We start from the raw sequence: 19,325 nt of genomic DNA on the forward strand, positions 1-19,325 counted from the left end.
TATTTGTTGTTCCCCCGCTAACAGGTCATGTCAATCCAACCTTGAGCATTGGCGCCGAACTTTTAGAAAGAGGACATGAAGTAGCGTGGATCAGTCTTGACCAAAATTTAAACGCCAAACTTCCTGAAGGCGGACAACTGTTGCTTATTCAATACGATCAGACAGACGAAGAAAAAAGAGAGAGCGAACAATACCTGGATATCATTTCAAAAAAGATTGTTTACGGCATTGATAGCATCAAGTTTTTATACGAAGAAGTACTGATTCCTTTAAACAGACATTGTTACAGAGGAATCGTTAAGCTCCTCGAAGCTTATGAACCCGATTTAGTCATTGGCGATCATCAATTATTTGCTGCGGCAATTGCAGCAAAAAAAGTGAATCGCCCGTATGCGACCACTGTAACAGCCCCCGCAGCAATCAAAATTGTCAGTGAGCTGCCGAAGGTACATGAATGGGAAGAAAAGCAGATCATAGCGCTGCAGGAAGAACTTGGTGTACAGGAAAACCGATCACTGGATTGTTCGGAGCTACTCACTTTGGTGTTAACCTCCCCCTATTTCTTTGGAGAAATGGATCTCGCTTCCAACTATAAATTTACGGGTCCGGTAATAACAGAACGCCGTTTAGCCTGTTCTTTCGATTGGGAGCAACTGAAAAGTAATCCAGGGAAAAAAATCTTAGTCAGTATTGGTACCACATTCGACCACGAACATAAAAAAGCATTTTTTCAAAAGGTAATCGACGCTTTTCAGGACGAAGAACTGACGGTTGTCGTTGTTTCAGATCCGGCTCTATTTGATCAATGGCCCGAGAATTTTATGGTCTATTCGCAAATCCCACAATTGGATTTGCTGCCACATTTAGATGCTGTCGTATGCCATGGCGGACACAATACGGTCTCAGAAGCCCTTTCACAGGGTCTGCCGCTCGTTGTTATTCCAATTGCATATGATCAATCACATGTTGCGGGACGTGTTGTACGTACCGGTGCAGGTGAACGTCTCAATTTTAACCGATTTAAAGCCAATCACCTCAGAAATAGCGTTCATACTATCCTGAATCAGCCACAATACCGTGAAGCTGCCCTCAAAGTTCGTCAATCTTTTATAGAAGCAGGCGGAACGAAAACCGCAGCAGATCTATTGGAACAGGCCATAGCTCCTGCCCAGTCGGCTGTTGAAACTCCGGCCAAATTTCTCGTTGTTGTCCCTCCCTTTTTTGGACATATCAGTCCAACATTAAGTATAGGTGCCAGTTTATTGGCCCGTGGTCACGAAGTCAAATGGTTTGGTATTACGCCATTGGCGGACGAACATATTCCAACGGGAGGAAGTTATATCTATCCCGAGAAGGATCTTATCCCCTTTCAGGACGAACTTAAGCGCATCTTAAAACGACAAGATGACGGCCCTTCTTGTTCCGGACCGGAAGTCATGAAATTAGCCCTCGAAGAAACCTATGTTCCCTTTGCCAAAATGATGATGCCGGGATTGGAAACACTACTTGGTCACTGGCAACCTGATGTCATCATCAATGATTGTATCACTTTTGGCGGAGCTTTATTTGCCCATAAACATCGTATACCCGTTGTCACCACAACCCCTGTACCACCGGATGTGATGGGGGACACAGAGAAAAGTTCGCCTAAAATATTTGAATGGCAGCAAAACCTAATCAAAGGGTTACAAAAAGAAGTGGGTATTTTTGATGAGGGTATCTTTATACATTCTCATCAATTAAATCTGGTGTTCACCTCGCAGGCCTTTGCAGGTTTTGAAACCGTTCCCTCACACATGAAATTTGTAGGGCCGGTAAAAGGCCGTCCCAACAATAGTCCTTTTGACTGGGAACGATTGGCAGCCAGCACAACGCCCAAAATATTTGTGTCATTGGGTACTTTATTAGTAGATATCCGTAAAGCATTTTTCGGTAAACTCATTGAAGCCTTTGCAGACCAACCCGTTACTATAATTGCCGCGACACCGCCCGAAATATTTGAAAAATGGCCCGATAACTTTATCGTAAATGGTTTTGTCCCACAGTCAACTTTGATGCCTCATATGGATATGGTGATCTGTCACGGCGGTTTTAATACTGTGAACGACACCTTTACCAATGGTTTGCCTATGTTGATTACCCCGATTGCTTACGATCACTTCCATACCGCGAAGCTGATCGAACAGGCCGGCTGTGGAATCAGCATCCGATACAAACGACTTCGAATAGAAGCGCTGAGAGAGACCGTCTTTGAACTGTTGGAAAACCCTAAATACAGAAATGCCGCCAAAGAAGTTCAGACCGCTTTCCTAACCGCAGGTGGTAATGATCAGGCGGTTGCCTTATTGGAAGATTTTGTAAAACAAGAACGTTCTGTACTAGCTACACTATAAAATATGAAAAGAAGATTGTTATTTGGAGAGCGCATGTTATTGGGCGAAGGAAAAGATCCCTTCCATGTCGTTATTCCTTTTCGACTACGCGGTGTATTTGCCGAAAAAGACATTCAGTATGCTTTAGGCAGACTTCAGGAAAAACATCCCTGGTTACGGGCATGCATCCATCTCGATGAGCAGAATGTTCCATGGTTTGAAGTGTCCAAACGAACCAATCCCATTCCGATCCGTATAGTGGATCAAAAAAGCGAAGAGGACTGGCAACAAGAAGCTATGCAGGAATGGCAGACACCCTTTGATTATAAAAATAAACCTTTGATCCGCCTGGTGTGGATCAAAGGAAACGATTGCTCCGATATGTTGCTTGTCTTCCATCACTGTCTTTGTGATGGCGGCGCTGCGATGACTTTAATTCATGAATTTTTAAAAGTATTGGATGATCCGACAGCAGAGATAGGCACCGAAAATCCGATTCTAGGTATTCATGACGTTGTTCCTGCCCCAATTTTAACAAATAACAGGCAAAGGTTTAAAGCAAAAATGATTGGCCGATTGGCAACATTTGCGATCAAATGCATTCCCGTTGGCAAAAAAGCAATTGATCGACAAACCGACTATTTGATTCATTGGAAACTAGACCCTGGCACGAGTCAGCAGCTAATTTCTCACTGCAAATCACTAGAAATTACGGTCAATACTTTTTTAAGTGCTATCGTACTGGACACCTTTAAAAAAGTACGAGGAAACAAAGCCTTTAATAAGATTTCCTGTCCGGTAGATATCAGACGTTTCGCTCCACAGGTCAAAGACGATCATATTTTCGCCTTCGGTTTGATGATCGTCATGTCATCCAATCCCAAACTCGATTTCTTAGACAATTTACGTGTGATGCAAAATGATGTAGACCGCAAAACAGCCAAACTTAATCCCTATATCGTCCTGATGGTTATGGAATCTGCCCATAATGCATTAAACAATTTTACAAAGCTTCTAAAACGGGGCAAGTCGTCCAATGATTGTATGTTTTCCAACCTCGGCCGTATTCAGATACCTCATCAATACCAATCCTTTACCGTGGAAGCTATTATAAGTCCAACCGTCATTGGACCATTGGGCAATACAACAACCATACTCACCTCTACTTATCAAGGTGTTATGGACTTCACCTTTATGGGAAGCGAAGGGTATTTGCCTTATCACGAAGCCTTAGCCATTCGTGATGAAATAATTGATTCTATTAAACGCCGACTAAATTATCAAGCAGCCTCATGATCAAACGAAAACTCTTATTAGTGGAACGAATCATGTATATTGATGCCACTACACCTTTAAACTGTGTATTTACTGCAAAAATCAAAGGTGAAATTTCGAAGGAACAAATCGAAATTGCCTTAGCAAAAATCCAAAAGAAACACCCGCTGCTTCGTGCAGCAATTGACTTACAGGATAAGCAACATCCTGTTTTTGTCGTCAAAGAAAACATAAAACCGATTCCGCTTCGGATCGTAAAACGTCAAACCGATACCCATTGGCTGGAGGAATCTGAGCAGGAATGGTACAGGCCGTTTAAAGAGGAAGACTCCCCTTTGGCACAATTGGTATGGATCAAAGGAGAAGAATTGTCCGAACTGTTATGGGTATCGCCACATTGCATCTGCGATGGAACGAGCATGGTAAGTTTGATGCAGGAATTACTTGCTTTAATAGATGATCCGACTCTTGATTTAGAACCTTATCCATTGTTCCAATCGGTAAATCATTTTTTATCGCCACAGTTTGATCTTCAAAAAAAAGAACGCAAAGCAAAGCTATTTTTACTGCTGGGAAAATGCTTCTTTTTGCTGCAGCGGAAAAATAAAAAAAGAAATCTCGGAAAAAATTATGCCATTCACTGGAAATTAGATCCGGCAGACTCAGCTGTTGTCACGCAGAAATGTAAAGACAATGGTATTTCGGTACATGCCATTCTGTGCACAGCATTTATGCAGGCTTTTCAGGACGTGCAAGGTAAATCAGCAAAAGAAAAAGTAATTAGTCCGATAGATATCCGCCATTTTATTCCTGAAATCAAAAAGGATCATATGTTTGCCTTTGCCCCAACCATAGAACTGTCCTTAAAAAAGAAAACTCCTCAGGCACTGGATCAGGCGAAACAAATCAAAAAGGAGCTTACTCAAAAAATAGAAAAAATGGACGCCCGGGAATTGTTATGGATGGGAGAACAAATGCACCCGCTAGCCCATCGTATGATTGCGCTGCTAAAATCAAGTCGGGGCGCACACGATCTGACGCTTTCTAATATGGGGAACCTTCAAATTCAAAATACTTACAACAATTTCATTCTGGAAGATATTTTTAGTCCGACAGTAGCATTTCCGTGGTTAAATTCAAACACTTTAGTTACGACCAGCTATCGCAATCAAATGGACTTTACGTTGATGTCTAATCAGGATTTCCTGCCGAAACAAGAAGCCTTAAAAATTAAAGATAAGGCCATCGAGTTGTTGACTTTATCCCTATAAATTACGTATGACAAAAGCTGCTCAGCCCAAAAAAACAACCCTCAAACGCTTTCTTCGAAAACGGGCGATTTACTATATTCTTCCCAATGTAGGTTTCAATTTTATTATTGCTTATGCCAGTTTTCAGGAATTAGGGTATACTCATTTTTTTGCCGGTCCTCAAAGCTTAGCGCGTTTAACATTGCCAATGGCGCTGTTTTTACCTGTAATCCTGACAATGGATATCATCAAACGGGTTATTGTCGCTGCCGAACAAAAAGCAATCGAAGTGGCAATAGACCCTAAGCTGAATAAAAACAAGTTTATAGCCAAATTATGTCTGGTACACGGCATTATAACCAGTTTACTGGTATTAGCGGTATTACTCGCTGCGCAGCAGAGCCTAACGGTTCAGCATAAATTAGATCCTACCCTTATGGCCCTACTGGATGCTGTTCTTGCAGGTGTGCTTTCGATATTGTTTACCTATCTTCCCATATACAGGCTGAAAAAACATTTACACGCCCCTTTACCAAAGGTGCAGCTAAAAGAGGCTGAACATTACCAGGAAGCTTAATATCGGCGCAGATGATCTGCAACATTGGAAGCAACTTTACAAAGATGGACAGTGGCTATTTTACTGTTTATGCTTTAAAATTACTATTGCCCTTATTAATTGGGGCCATCTATTATTGGCTTCGGATCTAATTTAAATTTATTGGTTTTTGCATTAAATGTTATGGTTAAATAACCGCCCATTCTTCCAACATCATTCCAGACAATCAACTCTTTTTTCTTATTATCGGTTATTTCGACGTTATCGAAAATGATAGTTCTTATGTTACCGGTTAAGGTTTTTATTCTTGAAAAATCAATTGTTTGAAAAACAGTATTGTCTTTTTTATGGATAATTTTCAGTTTGTCCATTTGTGCTTTATCGTGATTGCTCTTTTTGGAATATACACCAATAAAATAGAATTCTTTTAAAGAACCGGCTTGCAAAATTTCAATATCGTTAAATTCATTTTCTTCTATTTGATCAATTAAAATAGAAGTATTGGTTAATTGTAACGGCAAATGCTGATTTGTCGAAAGATTCGTCCAAACTCCAACACATTTCTCCTTAGAGAATTCAAACTCAAATGTAGCCGTGTATTTTTCATTACTGATTTCATATAATAAAATTTTATTCTTTTTAAAATCAATTACACCTTCAAGTCTGATTGGATTGTTATGGCTGTCATATTTATAAACTCCAATAAGATTGAAGTCTTTTTTCTTTTTTTCTCCAAAATAGCCATCCTTAATTTGGAAAGAAAGGGAAATAGGATATTTATCAATTTTACCTTTGTAGCTAAAACATTCGTACCAGCCTGCATAAGTTTTTGTTACGGCCATTATAACTATCAAAATTGCAAATATCGATTTCTTCATATTCATTTTTTTATTTTCTTTGACTTTGCAGATTAGTACGTAATGCTTAGTTCCACTTAGCAGTGATTTTTCTTAATCTTATCTATATTTCTATTGAAATCAAACATCCCAATAGCATTCTTAATGACGATTGTCACATTGAATAAAAATCTCTTCATTTGATTTGTCAATAATTGAAATTTCCGGACATCCAAAAGAAAAATATTCAAACCCAAAAACAACAGCTGGTTTATTTTTAAAAAGCTTTCCGGCCCACTGATTAACTTCGTTGTCCCCCTCTTCATAATTCAAAGGAGCGGGAGAAGTACCTTCACTTTGACTGTAAAGCTTTTCAATGATGATGGCTTTCGTTTTAGCATCAGCCACTAAAAGACGTCTGCCATAAATTGTTTTATTAGTATCTAAATAGTCTTGCAAAAAATACTGATAATCGGCTGTTTTAAACGCGTAAGTATTACCTGTTAACTTGTTTTTCAACAAAGCACGATCTTCACTTTTCATTGGTTTTGACGGATATTCTTTACTGCTAACTTTTTTCCAGTCCATTGGCTTTAAACCTTCTTTCGAAAATGGATTTTCTTTACCCACATATACGACTGCACCTCTAAAATAGTCACTGAATCCGTTTAAATATTTCTTATTGATTTCAAATCCGATCATAAAATCATAGTTGTGATACGGCCAATCTCCCTCTGAAGAATACCCATTTAACATAGCAGCAGTTTTCAGGTTTTTCACAACAAACGAAACCAATTTACGCTTCGCATAATCGAATATAAAAACAGAATCAGTTTCGGATATATTGGTTTTAGATAAAAATCTTTTTCGGTAGCTTTTATCAAAGGTAAAATACTGAGCGTCGTACTTTCCTAGTTTTTCGATGTTAGGTAAAACAAGCGTGTCTTTTTCATCATTCACAGGATAAATATCCGAAAGCGAAACAAAAGCAACATCACTGCTGTCTTTCGGAGTTAAAGTGAATAAATTAATATTTTCCTTTTTGAGCCCTGCTTCTTCTCCTTTTGGTATGGAATCGGTTTCAACCTGAGTATTTTCAGCTAAACCCGATTGGGCACTTTTAAGGTTTTCTTTTTTATTGCAAGTAAAAAGTAAAAGCAGTAAGGAGGCAGACAAGAGGTGGGTTATTTTCATTTCTAATGCTGTTTAGGTATTTTATAAGATGGATTAATTTAAGTGTGTATTTGAGATTGGTCACCAGCCTACTTTATGGTTTAGCAGGATATAAATCCTTTAAAGGAATGACAATGCCATTTTTAGAAATCTCGCATTGGGGATAAGCATTTTTATGCACTTTCAATGTCAAAATTATAGCGTCAGATGCATCGGTTTCATTTAGTTTTCGGAAAGCATTTAAAATTTCAATTGGTCTCAATTCGTACTGAATATTGTATTCTCTTTTGTTTTTATTTTTCCAATAAATATAAAATACTTTCGGAATATTTCGAACTACTGCTGTATCATTTTCTTCTAAAATTTCAACTCTTTCCTCTTTAAAAGAATACGCATCAACGCTCGTTACTACATCCTGTTCTTCCTTTTCGATCTTCACAGCCCATTTGTACTGATTTTGAAGCAAGTCTGAATAATCGGTAATATTCTCAATACTTTCATAGCGATTGTACTTTTCTCCTAACGATTTTTCATAAACCAGCATATCTAAATCTCCGGTAGTTTCTTTAGCAGTAAATGTTTCTATAAGTTGCGATTCAGCATTTTCTTTATCATCCTCTACTATTTTCAAAAGGATTTTACCTTTAGGCTGTATTTCTAAGATTAAAATGGGAGTCACCTTCTTTTCATCCGCCCAATCTTTTATTTTTTTATAGGGAACCGGGCTGGTAAGCCGATAAAATTTACGTTCGTCTATCGAAAAATATTTCAGGCTTAAAGAATCGGGTAAAAGTTCTTTGTACCAAATTTTGAAATGAACGTAATCTTCACTTTTAGCACTTGTTAGCAGTTTCGATTCGGAATCAATACCGCTTTCAGAATCGTTGAAATTATTAAAAAAAACGGCTTCTATAATTCTGATACCATTGGAATTTTCTGCTAAAGAATCGCCTGCTGTACTGTGAATTTCTGCTTTCCACAATAGCTTATCCTGTTCTTTATTTTTAAATCTTACACCAAAATTGAGGATCACTAATGCTCCTAAAATTATAGCTAAGAAAATGTTGATATAATCTAATCTTGTTGTTTTCATGTGCTTTTAATGTTGATATGCTCCTCCTAAAGCCATAAAAAAAGACAATGCTCCAAATATGATAATGGAAGCAATCAGAAGAAATATTGAAAAGTATCGAAATGCCTTTTTATAGGCAATATCTTTAACAAAAGCCAAAATCAAAAGCGCAATTACAGGAACTATAAAACAAAAAACAAGCATAACCAGCTCTGAATATCCGGACGATGGCACTATCAAATTGGTATAATCTATATAAGAATAGACTAGTATTTCTATGGCAAACAATAGGAAAACGGTAATAAAAGGGTTGCTTCTCATTGATGAATTGTGTTTAGATTTAAAATTTTTACTCTTCCAATTTTACAAATGATAAATATTTTTCGTCGCATTGTGTAAAGTGTTCGTATTCATTCATGGCGTTTCCATAATTCTGAATTTGGATTTTATTTGCGCTGTACATCCCTCCCATCTCTCCAAAAGTGAGATAAACAACATGATCACTTTCTTCCTTTTTAAGTTTTCCTTTCGAAATCACCTTATTCTTATCCAAAACTAAAAAGAAATACACGCCCGCTTTCTTTTCGATTTTAATTTTAAATCTCGAATTTTCGCAGGAGGTCAAAACATAAACGCCTGTAATTTCCTGATCGGTGTTATCTCTAAATTTGTATTCGATCCGATAAATACTTTTAAAGCTGACTAATGATAAAAACACCACCATTAGTAGGGCACTGAAGGCTATTTTTTTCTTTTTCATTTATTATTATTTTTTAAGCTTTCCTAATAAGTTCGAAAACCAAACTATCTTTTAGCGGTTGCGTTTATTTTATTCTGGTATAGATTTTTCCCTTCCAAAACATTATTTTTTCCGGATTTTCAGGATGGTCAAATTTCATATCAAATTGGGCTTTTAAGATTCCTTTTTGCATGGCTTTTTTGTCCATCTTTATACTGCCATCCTTACACAAATAGGTTCGTTTTCCATCAACAATACTATTCAGTTCAATTCTTGGATTACTAATGACATTATTGATCACATAAAAGTGCAACGCAGAATGGGTAGCCGCATTGGCCAGTGTATAACACTCAATCGTATCTTTATTCAATCGTTTTGCAATTATTTCGGTAGCGCCAGCATACTCATAACACCAGGCTTCACATTTTAAGCTCTGTTTTCGTGAAAAAGAAAAATCACCATCGAGATTCTCAAACCACTGTATCTCGAAATCTTTGAAAGGAAACAGGCAAAAAGCAAGGCTGAATAAAAGAGCTGTGTATTTCATAAGAATTTTGAGTTAGTATGATACGAATTTAAAAAACAGACCAATCCCGATTTGATGTTGATCATTAACACTTGCCTATCGGTCGCTTTTACTTAAATTCATTAAGCTTATCATTTGGCAAATCATATTCGTAAAGTTTATCCGTATCGCCGTCATAATACAGCCATTGCATAATCGTAAAACGATTTTCAAAATCGTAACCAATTCCCATAACTGTAAAATCCTTGTTTTCTCTTTTTTGATTTTCTATGGAATAACTAATTTGCTCTTTATTTTTGAGATGTAGCAACAGAAGTTCATTTTTGGAATTGGCTATGTAATATTCCGTCAGTAAATAAATCTTATCTAAAAAACCTCTTGAATAATCATTCTCTTTACCCCAATGGTATTTAAATTCCTTTTTGTACTCTTTTCTCATTTTAGAAACATTTCCATCTTTGATTTTCCTAACCGAAATCAACCAATCCTCAAGCATTGGAGTTTCTCCATCACCCGCAACATAAATGGTGTCTTTCTTCCATTGAATTTCACAAACATCTCCTCTTAATAAACTCCTGTCCTGATTTTTATCATTGACAAAACCGTACAATTCATCTCCTTTTTTTGCAGAGAGAGAAGTGTAATCTGCATCGTCATTGTAATCTGAAAACTCAAAAATATCTTTAAAAACTTCTTCTTTTGCCTGAGCAATTTTAGAATCCGTTTGTTTCGTATCCGATTTATGCTGATCTGTATTTTTTGTCTCGTCTGTATTTTTTGCTTTATTTTCACAAGATTGCAGAGCAAAACTTAAGAAGATGATGATGTATAAAAATAAGCTCTGGTTATTTCTCATTGTTTTTCTTTTGGTTGTTGACGGAAGGTTTTTTTATTTTACTATTTCGTATTTGAGTTAAAGTACTGTCTGACAGCCTTGGATTTTAAGGAGTTATTATTTTACAAAAATTCCTGAGAACAGCTTGTCTTTGTCAAAATTCAAGGTCGTTTTGTATGCTCCATTTTTAATTTCAATATAGTTTGCAAATTTTAATTCTTCATAGTCAATTATTGATTTTTTGTCAAATAATTTGACTACGTCATCGAATTTCATACCAACTTCCAATCCATTTTCAAATGAAATTTCAACTTTTCTGAAGTCGTTTATAGCATATCCTACAATTCGGTTTTCTTTTTTATTCTCAGGATTAACTTTACTGGCGGATAAATAAAAATAAAAGTCATGGTATTCATCCTGATACATAATCTCATTTACATTTCCGGTACTTCCATCAATTTCTTCCATTCGTTCAAAATTTTTGTTCGTCTGAGATTTTGCAAAATCGTCTTCGGTTGATTTTCCCGTAATTAGATTATTTACATTCCAGTTTTTATCAATTTTTATAATGGGTTTGTTTTTAGTATCCTCCGGTTTGGTGCTGTTTTTTATTAGTTCTTTGGTGTATTTTTCGCTATCGCAACCACCAAAATCAATGAGTCCGTTGAAAGTATCCCAATAACAAGTAGTAGATAAATTGGTGTTGTTTAAGATAATCAGTCTATCATAATCGGGTGCGAAAAAAATATATTTGTTTTCCTTTTTCAGATTCCAATACAAACCATTGGCCGTATTGGTATTTTTTGTACCCTTACCGTATTTTAACGTTATCTTCTTTAAAATTTCCGATTTTAAACCCTGAGTTTTCATTTCTATTCTCAGTCCGTAAATTTTATTTTCTGCATTAAAATTGAGTAAAGTATTCTTTAATTCGTCTTCATTTTTGATTGGTTTTAAATCAATATGACCACCGCCAAATCTTGAAATACTATCTGTTTTGAGTTTTTCGGAGTTTATTTGAAAAAAGACTTTTTGGCCTTCCAGATCAATTCCTTCAAAACTATATTTTTCAGATTCTTTTACTTCAATCAACAAACAAAACGGATATTCAACAGTTTCAACGCCAATAAGCAACTTGTCATTGAAGTTTATTACATCTTTGATGGGTTCGTTTAGATTTAATTTTAGTAAATCCATCTTCTTTTGTCCCTTGCAAGAAATCATAAATGGTAAAATTAAGAGCAATAATAAAAGTTTTTTCATTTTTAATTGGGTTAATCATTGGGTTAAAAAATTCCATTAATGTAAAATAAAGCAATAACCAAAAGGGTTATGAACCCACTAAAAATTAGTGCTGCTTTACGTAATTTATATTGTTGTCGTTTGTTAAACAGATAGATTTCAGCGAATAGAAATAGTAAAAATACAATTGAAAAAATCAAACTTAATTCAAAAATTCGATCAATTTCAGCAACAAAACTAAACCTGTCTTCTTGTAAAGATTCTGATAAAGTATAATAAGCTCCATTGTAAATTATTAGGAAAGCAATCAATACTATCGCAATTCTAATCAATATGAATTTGTGTATGCTCATAGGTTGCTATTTATCATTCTTTATCGATTCCGATTCGTTTGTTTCGTTTTTAGTATTACTGCAATAGATGTTGGAACACAAATTTTAAAAAAAAGATAACGCGAATGTAAGTTGATATAAATTCGTATCAAACAATTGAATATTCGTAAATATTCTTTATAAATCCGTATTAATCTCTTTAGCTCTTACCTGTAATTTGGATACAAAACTTTATTACGCTGCTTTTTTTCCTCCGGTTCAATAATGAAGGTTTCTGACTCGTAGAATTAAAAATTCTCAATTCTACACTATAAAAACAGGTAGAATTACGCTTAAAAATCCGGATTTTACTGAGTTTATTTGTTACAGAATTTCATTCACCAAATGAATAAACCAAAAACTAAACTACCTGATTATGGAAAACTATTTACACGGCTTACTCGACGAAGACAACGACCCTATTATCAAGAAATACTTAGAATACATTGACGAGGGAATCCCGCATACGGGTAAATCGAAAAATGTACTGATCATTGGTGCCGGAATGGCCGGAATGGTAGCCGCAAGTCTTTTAAAACAAGCCGGTCATAAGGTTACGATAGTCGAATCAAACACCCGCGTTGGCGGCAGGATCAAGACTTTCAGGAATTCTAAACACAAAAAATATTTTGAAGACGACAATGTTTATGGTGAAGCTGGTGCGATGCGTATCCCAACCATACACAAGATGGTGCTCAAATACATTGATAAACTCGGACTCAAAACCGAGCCTTTTTATTATAAGTCTGTCGATAAAGAACAGGCAATCGCCTATCAGGCAGACCCCACTAAACCGGAGCCGGAGACTACTAGAAATTCCCTTTTGTACGTCAACCGCAAACGTGTTGTTCAAAATGAATACATCCGAAAAGATGAAGCAAAGGTTGATATAAACAAGCTACTGGGCTTTGATCTGGGGACTAGCGAAAACAGACGTGCCGACGAGTTAATGGCTGATCTCATTGATCCGCTTAAGGCTTTTATTGCCGAAGATCCTGAGAAAAACTGGCCTTTGCTGATCGATCGTTACGGAGAATATTCGATGCGTCGTTTCTTAAAGGAAAATTCGATGTATTCAGAGAATGCCATCGAGATGATTGGGGTTTTACAAAATCTGGAGTCCAGAATGGCTTATGATTTTATCCAGAGTTTTATTGAGCAAAATATCATCAAAGATTCTACCACTTTTCTGGAAATTGTTGGTGGAAGCGACTTACTGCCAAATGCCTTCTTTAAAGCGCATCAGCTCGAAGAAAACACCTATTTTGATTGCAGAATGACCAAAATGAAGCTCGTTAACAACAAGGTAAAGATAGAAGTGGATATTGAAGTAGAGCGTGACTTTCAGTTTTATGAAGACGCGGGATTCAAAGCCTTAAAAACACCTGTCGGTGATCTGGAATTTGATGAAGTGATTGTTACCATACCTTTTTCCGCATTAAGACATGTGTACGTAACACCTCAATTCGATCAGCCTAAACGAAAAGCAATCCGCGAACTGCACTATGATTCTGCTACTAAAATATTGCTCGAATTTCGTGAGAAATGGTGGCAGGAAGCGCCTTATAATATTGTTGGTGGCGGTACGATTACAGATTTTTCGAACCGTTTTACCTATTATCCAAGCAATGATTTGGGAAGCAAAGGACATGGTCTCATACTGGCCTCCTATTGCTGGTCTGACGAAGCAAGCCGCTGGGATTCTATGGACGATGACGACAGGTATTTTTATGCGCTTAAAAACCTGGCCATCATGCACTCCGATGACGAGAAGGAACAGCAGCGCATTATCAACCTTGCCGTAATTACCTCAAGCATCAAGGACTATAAAAAGAAAGGCGGAAAATTAATTGGCGGTGCAACACAAAGCTGGATGCGCGACCCATATGCTTATGGTGAAGCGGCTATCTTTAATCCCGGACAGTTACAATTATTGCAACGTCACATCATCTCGACCGAATGGGAAGGAAAGGCACATTTTGCCGGAGAGCATACTTCGCTGAAACATGCCTGGATTGAAGGCGCTATCGAGTCCGGAATCCGTACCGCGCTAGAAGTCAACGAAAATACCGGTAACCTGAATAACCCTATTTAAGATGTCACAGCAAAAAATAACCGTTGCAAAATACCTGCAGATACGTCTGGAACAATTAGGACTCACGCATTTATTTGGCATTGCAGGCAATTATACTGCACCGTTTTTAAATACGATTCACGAAGACAAAAATGCAAAAATTACAATCGTTAACGACACGAATGAAATAAACGCCGGACATTGCACCGATGCCTATGCACGTCAAAACGGTTTCGCCGCAGTAGCGGTAACCTATGGCGTGGGAGCTTTTACGCTGCTCAATTCGGTTGCAGGTTCGTATGTAGAGCACTGTCCCGTGCTTGTCATAAATGGCGCTCCGACGAACAAAGACCAACAACGAAGCCTCGTTCAGGGCATGCTGGCATCGCATATGACGGGTGATATGTACAGCAACATCAATGTGTTTCGAAACGTTACGGTTGCGGCAGAGCAAATCACAGGTTCATCGGATGCTCCTTATAAAATTGATGCAGTGCTGAATGCCTGTATTTTATATGGAAGACCCGTTTATCTTGAGGTTTTTGAAGATGCATGGCGAATGGAATGCGATCCGCCTGTCGCTCCATTGGTAGAAAGAGAGTCCTCTAAATGTCAAACAAGTGCACGCAAGGCTGCTCAAAGAGTAGCGGCAATGGCACGTGGAAAAGAAATTATTTTCTGGGGCGGTATCGAAATCCAGCGTTACGGTATTCAAGACGAATTCCTTGATCTGATTGAAACTACCGATACTGAATTTGTGACCTCTATACTAGGAAAATCAATCGTATCCGAAAACCATCCGAAATTCAAAGGCGTTTTTAATGGCAAGGCATCACCAAAAGATGTGAAGGAACAATTTGAAAAAGCCCAGCTAAAAATTGGTCTTGGCGTATGGACCACGGGCAAAAACCTGGGTGGTTTTGACGTTTGGAAAGAAGATACTGTACTTGCCAATCACAGCGGTGTAAGAATTGGTGCTTCTTATGTGGCCAATGTATCGCTAAGAGATTTTATCCTATTTCTGAAAGAAGAACTTACCAAAGTTACCTTTAGCGCTTACGAAATGTATGCTGCAAAGGAACTGTCGGAATCCTTTTTTCTAGCAGATGACAGCATGACGAAAAGAGGGAAGCCGGCGCTTACTTATGATACCTTTTTCAAGCGAATCAATACTTTTATAGACGATAGGCATATAGTGGTTGCCGATGCGGGTTTTCCTTTACTGGGGGCCCAGGGTATCCGTATTGCAGAACCTAACGGGTTCGTAGCGCAGGCATCATGGCTTTCGATAGGCTATTCTGTTCCTGCGGCTACCGGAATAAAATGTGCCAGACCTGATAAAAGACCGGTAGTATTTGTTGGGGACGGTGCTTTTCAGGAAACCTGTCAGGCCATATCTACACAGAATAAACTGAAACACGACACTATTGTTTTTGTTTTGGACAATGGTATTTATGGTATTGAACAAATGCTTGTTAATCCAAATCCGTTTCGTGGTGCAGACAAGGTAGAATACAGTATTCCCGATTTAAACAACGTTTATGATTACAACGAAATGCACCGTTGGAAATATGCAAAACTCGTTGATGTATTTGGAGGCAGAGGTTTTGAAGTCAACACTCTCGACGAACTCGAGGAGGTTTTGAACCAGCTTGAGAGCATTACCGAAAATACCATTGTACATGTAAACATACCTAAGACCTCTATTCCCGAAGCCATTGCTTATAAAACAGAGGAACCCGGAGAGGATGAATTTCTGGATAAAAACTGGAGTTTATGTTAGGTTTAAAATGGGTTATTTTGTAAAACATTTCGTTGGGATAAACAAAATAAAGCCAATTGTAGAACAACAAAGCACGGCAAAATGGACATTGTAAAATATAACAAAGCAGCTTGGGACAATTATGTTGACAAAAAAGATCGTTGGACAATTCCCGTTTCCGAACAAGAATTAGAAAATGGAAAAAATGGAAACTGGAATGTTCTTTTGACACCGAAAAAAAGCGTCCCTCACCATTGGTTTCCCAAACTGAAAGGTTTGAAAATTTTAGGACTTGCATCTGGTGGCGGACAACAAGGGCCCATTTTTGCTAGTTTGGGGGCAGAAGTTACTATTTTTGACAATTCTGAAAAACAGTTGCTGCAAGACAAAACTTTAAGCGACAGATTTAACCTTAACATAAAAACAGTTCAGGGAGATATGAAAGATCTTTCTGTATTTGCAGACAATTCGTTTGACCTGATTTTTAACCCTTGTTCAATAGTTTTTGTTGACAATATTTTACCCGTTTGGAAAGAATGTTTCCGGGTTTTAAAACCAAACGGAATTCTAATGACAGGCCTAATCAATCCTATTTCATTCCAAATTGACGAAGAAAGTTTGAAGCTAATTTACAAACAGCCATTTTCAGACCTGCACTCATTGCCGGCTGAAAAATTAGAAGAATTGAAAAAAGATAAGGAGGCTTTGGTATTTGGCCATAGTCTGACCGACCAAATTAATGGGCAATTAGAGGCCGGTTTTAGCTTGACTAATCTGTATGAGGACAATTGGGGCGAAGAAAACAAACTAGACGATTTTTTTCCCTCCTTCATAGCAACCAGAGCTGTAAAACGACTATAATAACAGACGCTACAAGGGTTTATACGTCAAACTAGCTGACGTAAAACCCTTGTGTGCGAAAGTTATGGTCTAATCTTTATATTCTAAAACGAGCGTTTCAAAGCTTATAGATCCTTTTTGAAAAGCCCTGCTTTTAGGTTTGAACCTATTGAACCTTCTGCTAATTGCAGGTAATTGCGTTTACTCTGATCTTTTTCAATTTTTACAGTTCCGGTAGTTTGTACGTTTTCCATCTTTAAAAAGTCTGTTGATGTTGCATCGTTACCACTCAATGGACCACTTCCATATCCCGCCAGATTGGTATAATCTGCAAAAAGGCAATCCGATGCTTTGTACTGACGTGTGCTTCCCTTTTCTCTTATCCATACTGTACTGCTGTTTGCTATTATGTTATGGTGAAAGTCGAAGTTGTCTCCATTTGTACTTTGTGTAGTCCAGACACCACTAAAATAACAACCATATACCAGTGAATAACGCATGACATTAGGACTGCCGGTGCCTCCGTCAGTTTTCCAAAAAACGACCGGATTTTTGCAGTTGAAAAAAACACAATGATCGATAACCAGACCATAACCATTGGCTATAACACCCACATGCAAGGGCAATACATCAACATTCCCTGCAAACAGGCATTGGGTAACGAGCAAATCGTCTAAACTTTTTCCATTACGCCATATCGGATAAGAACGACGCAGGTTGTTACCATCTATATAAGAGTAATCCGGACTGCCTGTAAATCGCAGACCTTCAATGGTTACATGACTTACCTCGGGCTGTATGCCTTTTGCTTCTTCCCCTCCCACGCCTGGTAAAAGCGGCACTGCCGTTACTACGACCGGCATTTTTTGAGGAGTCCAGTCGGCATCATCAGGCATAACAACCGCACGGATCACAAGGCGGTTTTTAAAGCTATACTTGTCGTTTGTGAATACTACTGTTTCGGTTAACAGATGTATCCCTTCTGAAAGAAAGATTGTGGTTGCGCCCTGTTCTTTGTTTGAGTTTACGCGTCTGGCTGCCTCTGCAAGTGTTTTTAAAGGATGGGTTTTCAATCCGGAATTTGCATCGTGGCCCGTCTGAGGATTAACGTATAACTGTTCTGCCTGTAAGCACAATACGCTCGTAAAAAACAATAGGAAACTAAGTGTGAATTTTATCATATTCTTTTTTTTTTGTAAAATTAGAATATTCTCATCCCGCCAAAATGGTCATTTTATCTTAAAAAAGGTCATTTACATTTTCTTTCGATATTGTTGCGGTGTAGTCCCCGTAAATTTTTTAAAGAAACGGTTAAAATTGGATGGATCTGAAAATCCAAACTCATAGGAAATCTCTTTTACCGATTTGTTCTGGCAAAGTTGTTTCTTTATTTCTGAAATAAGCTTGTAGTGAATCATTTGCTGGGCCGACAATCCGCTAAATTTCTTGCAAATTTTATTAAGAAATCCCGAACTGACATTAAGCATTTTTGAATAGGCTTCGGTACCATGATTGTCTGCAAATTTCTTTTCCAATAAAGATCGAAATCTATAAAAATCTAAATGCACATAAGTATCTCTTTGAACATTGTGAACCTCTGCATAATATCGATTGAGAAGGACCAGTAATTGGTATAGAAGTGATCGAATCAAATGACTGCTATCGTTCTGAAGCTGACCAAATTCCTGTTCAATTCCATACAACAGTTCGAGACATTTTTTAAATGAGGTCGCGGATAGCTGCATCTCGGTTGGACGTGAATATTGATGGAAATATTGAAAGCGATATAGAAATAGTTCGTCCGAGAAAAAAAGATGAAGAAAATCTTTTTCAAAGAAAAGGGTATAACCTCTTACCTCCTTCTCAATCTCCCAACAACGCACTTGTCCCGGACTTGTAAAAATAATAGTTCGGGGGTTTATTAAAATCTTATTTTCGTTCAGTGTAATAGTACCCGCTCCCTCTTCAATGAAAATAACTTCATAAAAACTAAGTTGGTGTAACGTATTGTCTAAAACATAATTATCCAATGTTTCGATACGCCCAATATCTAACAACAATTCTGAACCATATTTGTATGGAAGAAAATGATACGTTTTGATTTTGGGTACTACTGTCATTCCTTATATAATTTCCTGTTGTTTTGCAGGCGAGCTAAAAATATAACTTTTCATGGTTAAAGACAATACCTTTTTTGATGCAAAACCTTAAGACTACTTTTTTCTGCTTTTTCCATCCTTTCAAAAACTCATAAAACAAAAAACCTGTGAATCCAAAGACTCACAGGTTTTTACTTTATGGCAGTTATGCAATTTTTTAAAATCAAACAACTCTGCGTGACAGTATCGTGGTGCATTTGGATACCCCCTGAATTCCTGCAACTATTTTTTTATATTAGGAAT

At 37.4% G+C, this 19,325-nt stretch carries 17 protein-coding genes; 7 read left to right on the plus strand and 10 right to left on the minus strand.

Translation table 11 applies throughout. The features are described from left to right. Window positions 1-41 precede the first annotated feature (41 nt). From OLM61_RS20380 to OLM61_RS20395, 4 genes are read left to right on the plus strand one after another with little or no spacing between them, the layout of a single operon-like run. Window positions 42-2,393, plus strand: coding sequence for a glycosyltransferase (locus tag OLM61_RS20380; protein WP_319800535.1), 2,352 nt, complete (start codon window positions 42-44; stop codon window positions 2,391-2,393). A 3-nt stretch (window positions 2,394-2,396) separates the two neighbouring features. Continuing rightward, entirely contained in the window at window positions 2,397-3,668 is a 1,272-nt protein-coding gene (locus tag OLM61_RS20385) for a condensation domain-containing protein (protein ID WP_264524422.1), read from the plus strand. Beyond that, a complete protein-coding gene (locus OLM61_RS20390; RefSeq protein WP_264524423.1) occupies window positions 3,665-4,918 on the plus strand; it encodes a condensation domain-containing protein in 1,254 nt (417 codons plus the stop codon). The genes OLM61_RS20385 and OLM61_RS20390 overlap by 4 nt, the downstream gene beginning before the upstream one ends. A gap of 7 nt (window positions 4,919-4,925) precedes the next feature. Beyond that, on the plus strand, window positions 4,926-5,474 hold the full coding sequence (locus OLM61_RS20395; protein ID WP_264524424.1) for a hypothetical protein: 549 nt from the start codon (window positions 4,926-4,928) through the stop codon (window positions 5,472-5,474). Window positions 5,475-5,569: 95 nt separating this feature from the next. On the opposite strand, the gene OLM61_RS20400 is transcribed toward OLM61_RS20395, so the two are convergent. The 8 genes from OLM61_RS20400 to OLM61_RS20435 all read right to left on the minus strand — a co-directional run bounded on the left by OLM61_RS20400 (window position 5,570) and on the right by OLM61_RS20435 (window position 11,897). Continuing rightward, a complete protein-coding gene (locus tag OLM61_RS20400) occupies window positions 5,570-6,331 on the minus strand; it encodes a hypothetical protein (protein WP_264524425.1) in 762 nt (253 codons plus the stop codon). A 120-nt stretch (window positions 6,332-6,451) separates the two neighbouring features. Beyond that, window positions 6,452-7,483: an oxidoreductase gene (locus OLM61_RS20405; RefSeq protein ID WP_264524426.1), complete on the minus strand. Its 1,032-nt coding sequence runs from the start codon at window positions 7,481-7,483 to the stop codon at window positions 6,452-6,454. Between the two features lie 73 nt (window positions 7,484-7,556). Then, complete coding sequence (locus OLM61_RS20410) at window positions 7,557-8,555, minus strand: hypothetical protein (protein WP_264524427.1); 999 nt, start codon at window positions 8,553-8,555, stop codon at window positions 7,557-7,559. 6 nt (window positions 8,556-8,561) lie between these two features. Next, entirely contained in the window at window positions 8,562-8,855 is a 294-nt protein-coding gene (locus OLM61_RS20415; RefSeq protein ID WP_264524428.1) for a hypothetical protein, read from the minus strand. Window positions 8,856-8,883: 28 nt separating this feature from the next. After that, entirely contained in the window at window positions 8,884-9,294 is a 411-nt protein-coding gene (locus OLM61_RS20420; protein ID WP_264524429.1) for a hypothetical protein, read from the minus strand. 64 nt (window positions 9,295-9,358) lie between these two features. Then, window positions 9,359-9,820 carry a hypothetical protein gene (locus OLM61_RS20425; RefSeq protein ID WP_264524430.1) on the minus strand — a complete coding sequence of 154 codons (462 nt, stop codon included), beginning with the start codon at window positions 9,818-9,820 and terminating at the stop codon, window positions 9,359-9,361. 88 nt (window positions 9,821-9,908) lie between these two features. Then, window positions 9,909-10,655 carry a hypothetical protein gene (locus OLM61_RS20430; protein ID WP_264524431.1) on the minus strand — a complete coding sequence of 249 codons (747 nt, stop codon included), beginning with the start codon at window positions 10,653-10,655 and terminating at the stop codon, window positions 9,909-9,911. A 96-nt stretch (window positions 10,656-10,751) separates the two neighbouring features. Next, entirely contained in the window at window positions 10,752-11,897 is a 1,146-nt protein-coding gene (locus OLM61_RS20435; protein WP_264524432.1) for a hypothetical protein, read from the minus strand. 726 nt (window positions 11,898-12,623) lie between these two features. On the opposite strand from OLM61_RS20435, the gene OLM61_RS20440 reads away from it, so the two are divergent. The 3 genes from OLM61_RS20440 (at window position 12,624) to OLM61_RS20450 (ending at window position 16,944) form a co-directional block, all read left to right on the plus strand. Continuing rightward, window positions 12,624-14,342, plus strand: coding sequence for a flavin monoamine oxidase family protein (locus tag OLM61_RS20440; RefSeq protein ID WP_264524433.1), 1,719 nt, complete (start codon window positions 12,624-12,626; stop codon window positions 14,340-14,342). Between the two features lies 1 nt (window position 14,343). Further along, window positions 14,344-16,104: an alpha-keto acid decarboxylase family protein gene (locus tag OLM61_RS20445; protein ID WP_264524434.1), complete on the plus strand. Its 1,761-nt coding sequence runs from the start codon at window positions 14,344-14,346 to the stop codon at window positions 16,102-16,104. A gap of 81 nt (window positions 16,105-16,185) precedes the next feature. Then, window positions 16,186-16,944: a class I SAM-dependent methyltransferase gene (locus tag OLM61_RS20450; protein ID WP_264524435.1), complete on the plus strand. Its 759-nt coding sequence runs from the start codon at window positions 16,186-16,188 to the stop codon at window positions 16,942-16,944. Between the two features lie 104 nt (window positions 16,945-17,048). Here OLM61_RS20450 and OLM61_RS20455 read toward each other — a convergent pair whose 3' ends face one another. Beyond that, a complete protein-coding gene (locus OLM61_RS20455) occupies window positions 17,049-18,104 on the minus strand; it encodes a hypothetical protein (RefSeq protein ID WP_264524436.1) in 1,056 nt (351 codons plus the stop codon). 72 nt (window positions 18,105-18,176) lie between these two features. Continuing rightward, window positions 18,177-19,043, minus strand: a complete 867-nt coding sequence (locus OLM61_RS20460; protein ID WP_264524437.1) for a helix-turn-helix domain-containing protein — start codon at window positions 19,041-19,043, stop codon at window positions 18,177-18,179. Window positions 19,044-19,325: the final 282 nt, after the last annotated feature.

Origin of the sequence: Flavobacterium sp. N502536, assembly GCF_025947345.1 — a bacterium.
In the GTDB taxonomy this organism is placed as follows: domain Bacteria; phylum Bacteroidota; class Bacteroidia; order Flavobacteriales; family Flavobacteriaceae; genus Flavobacterium.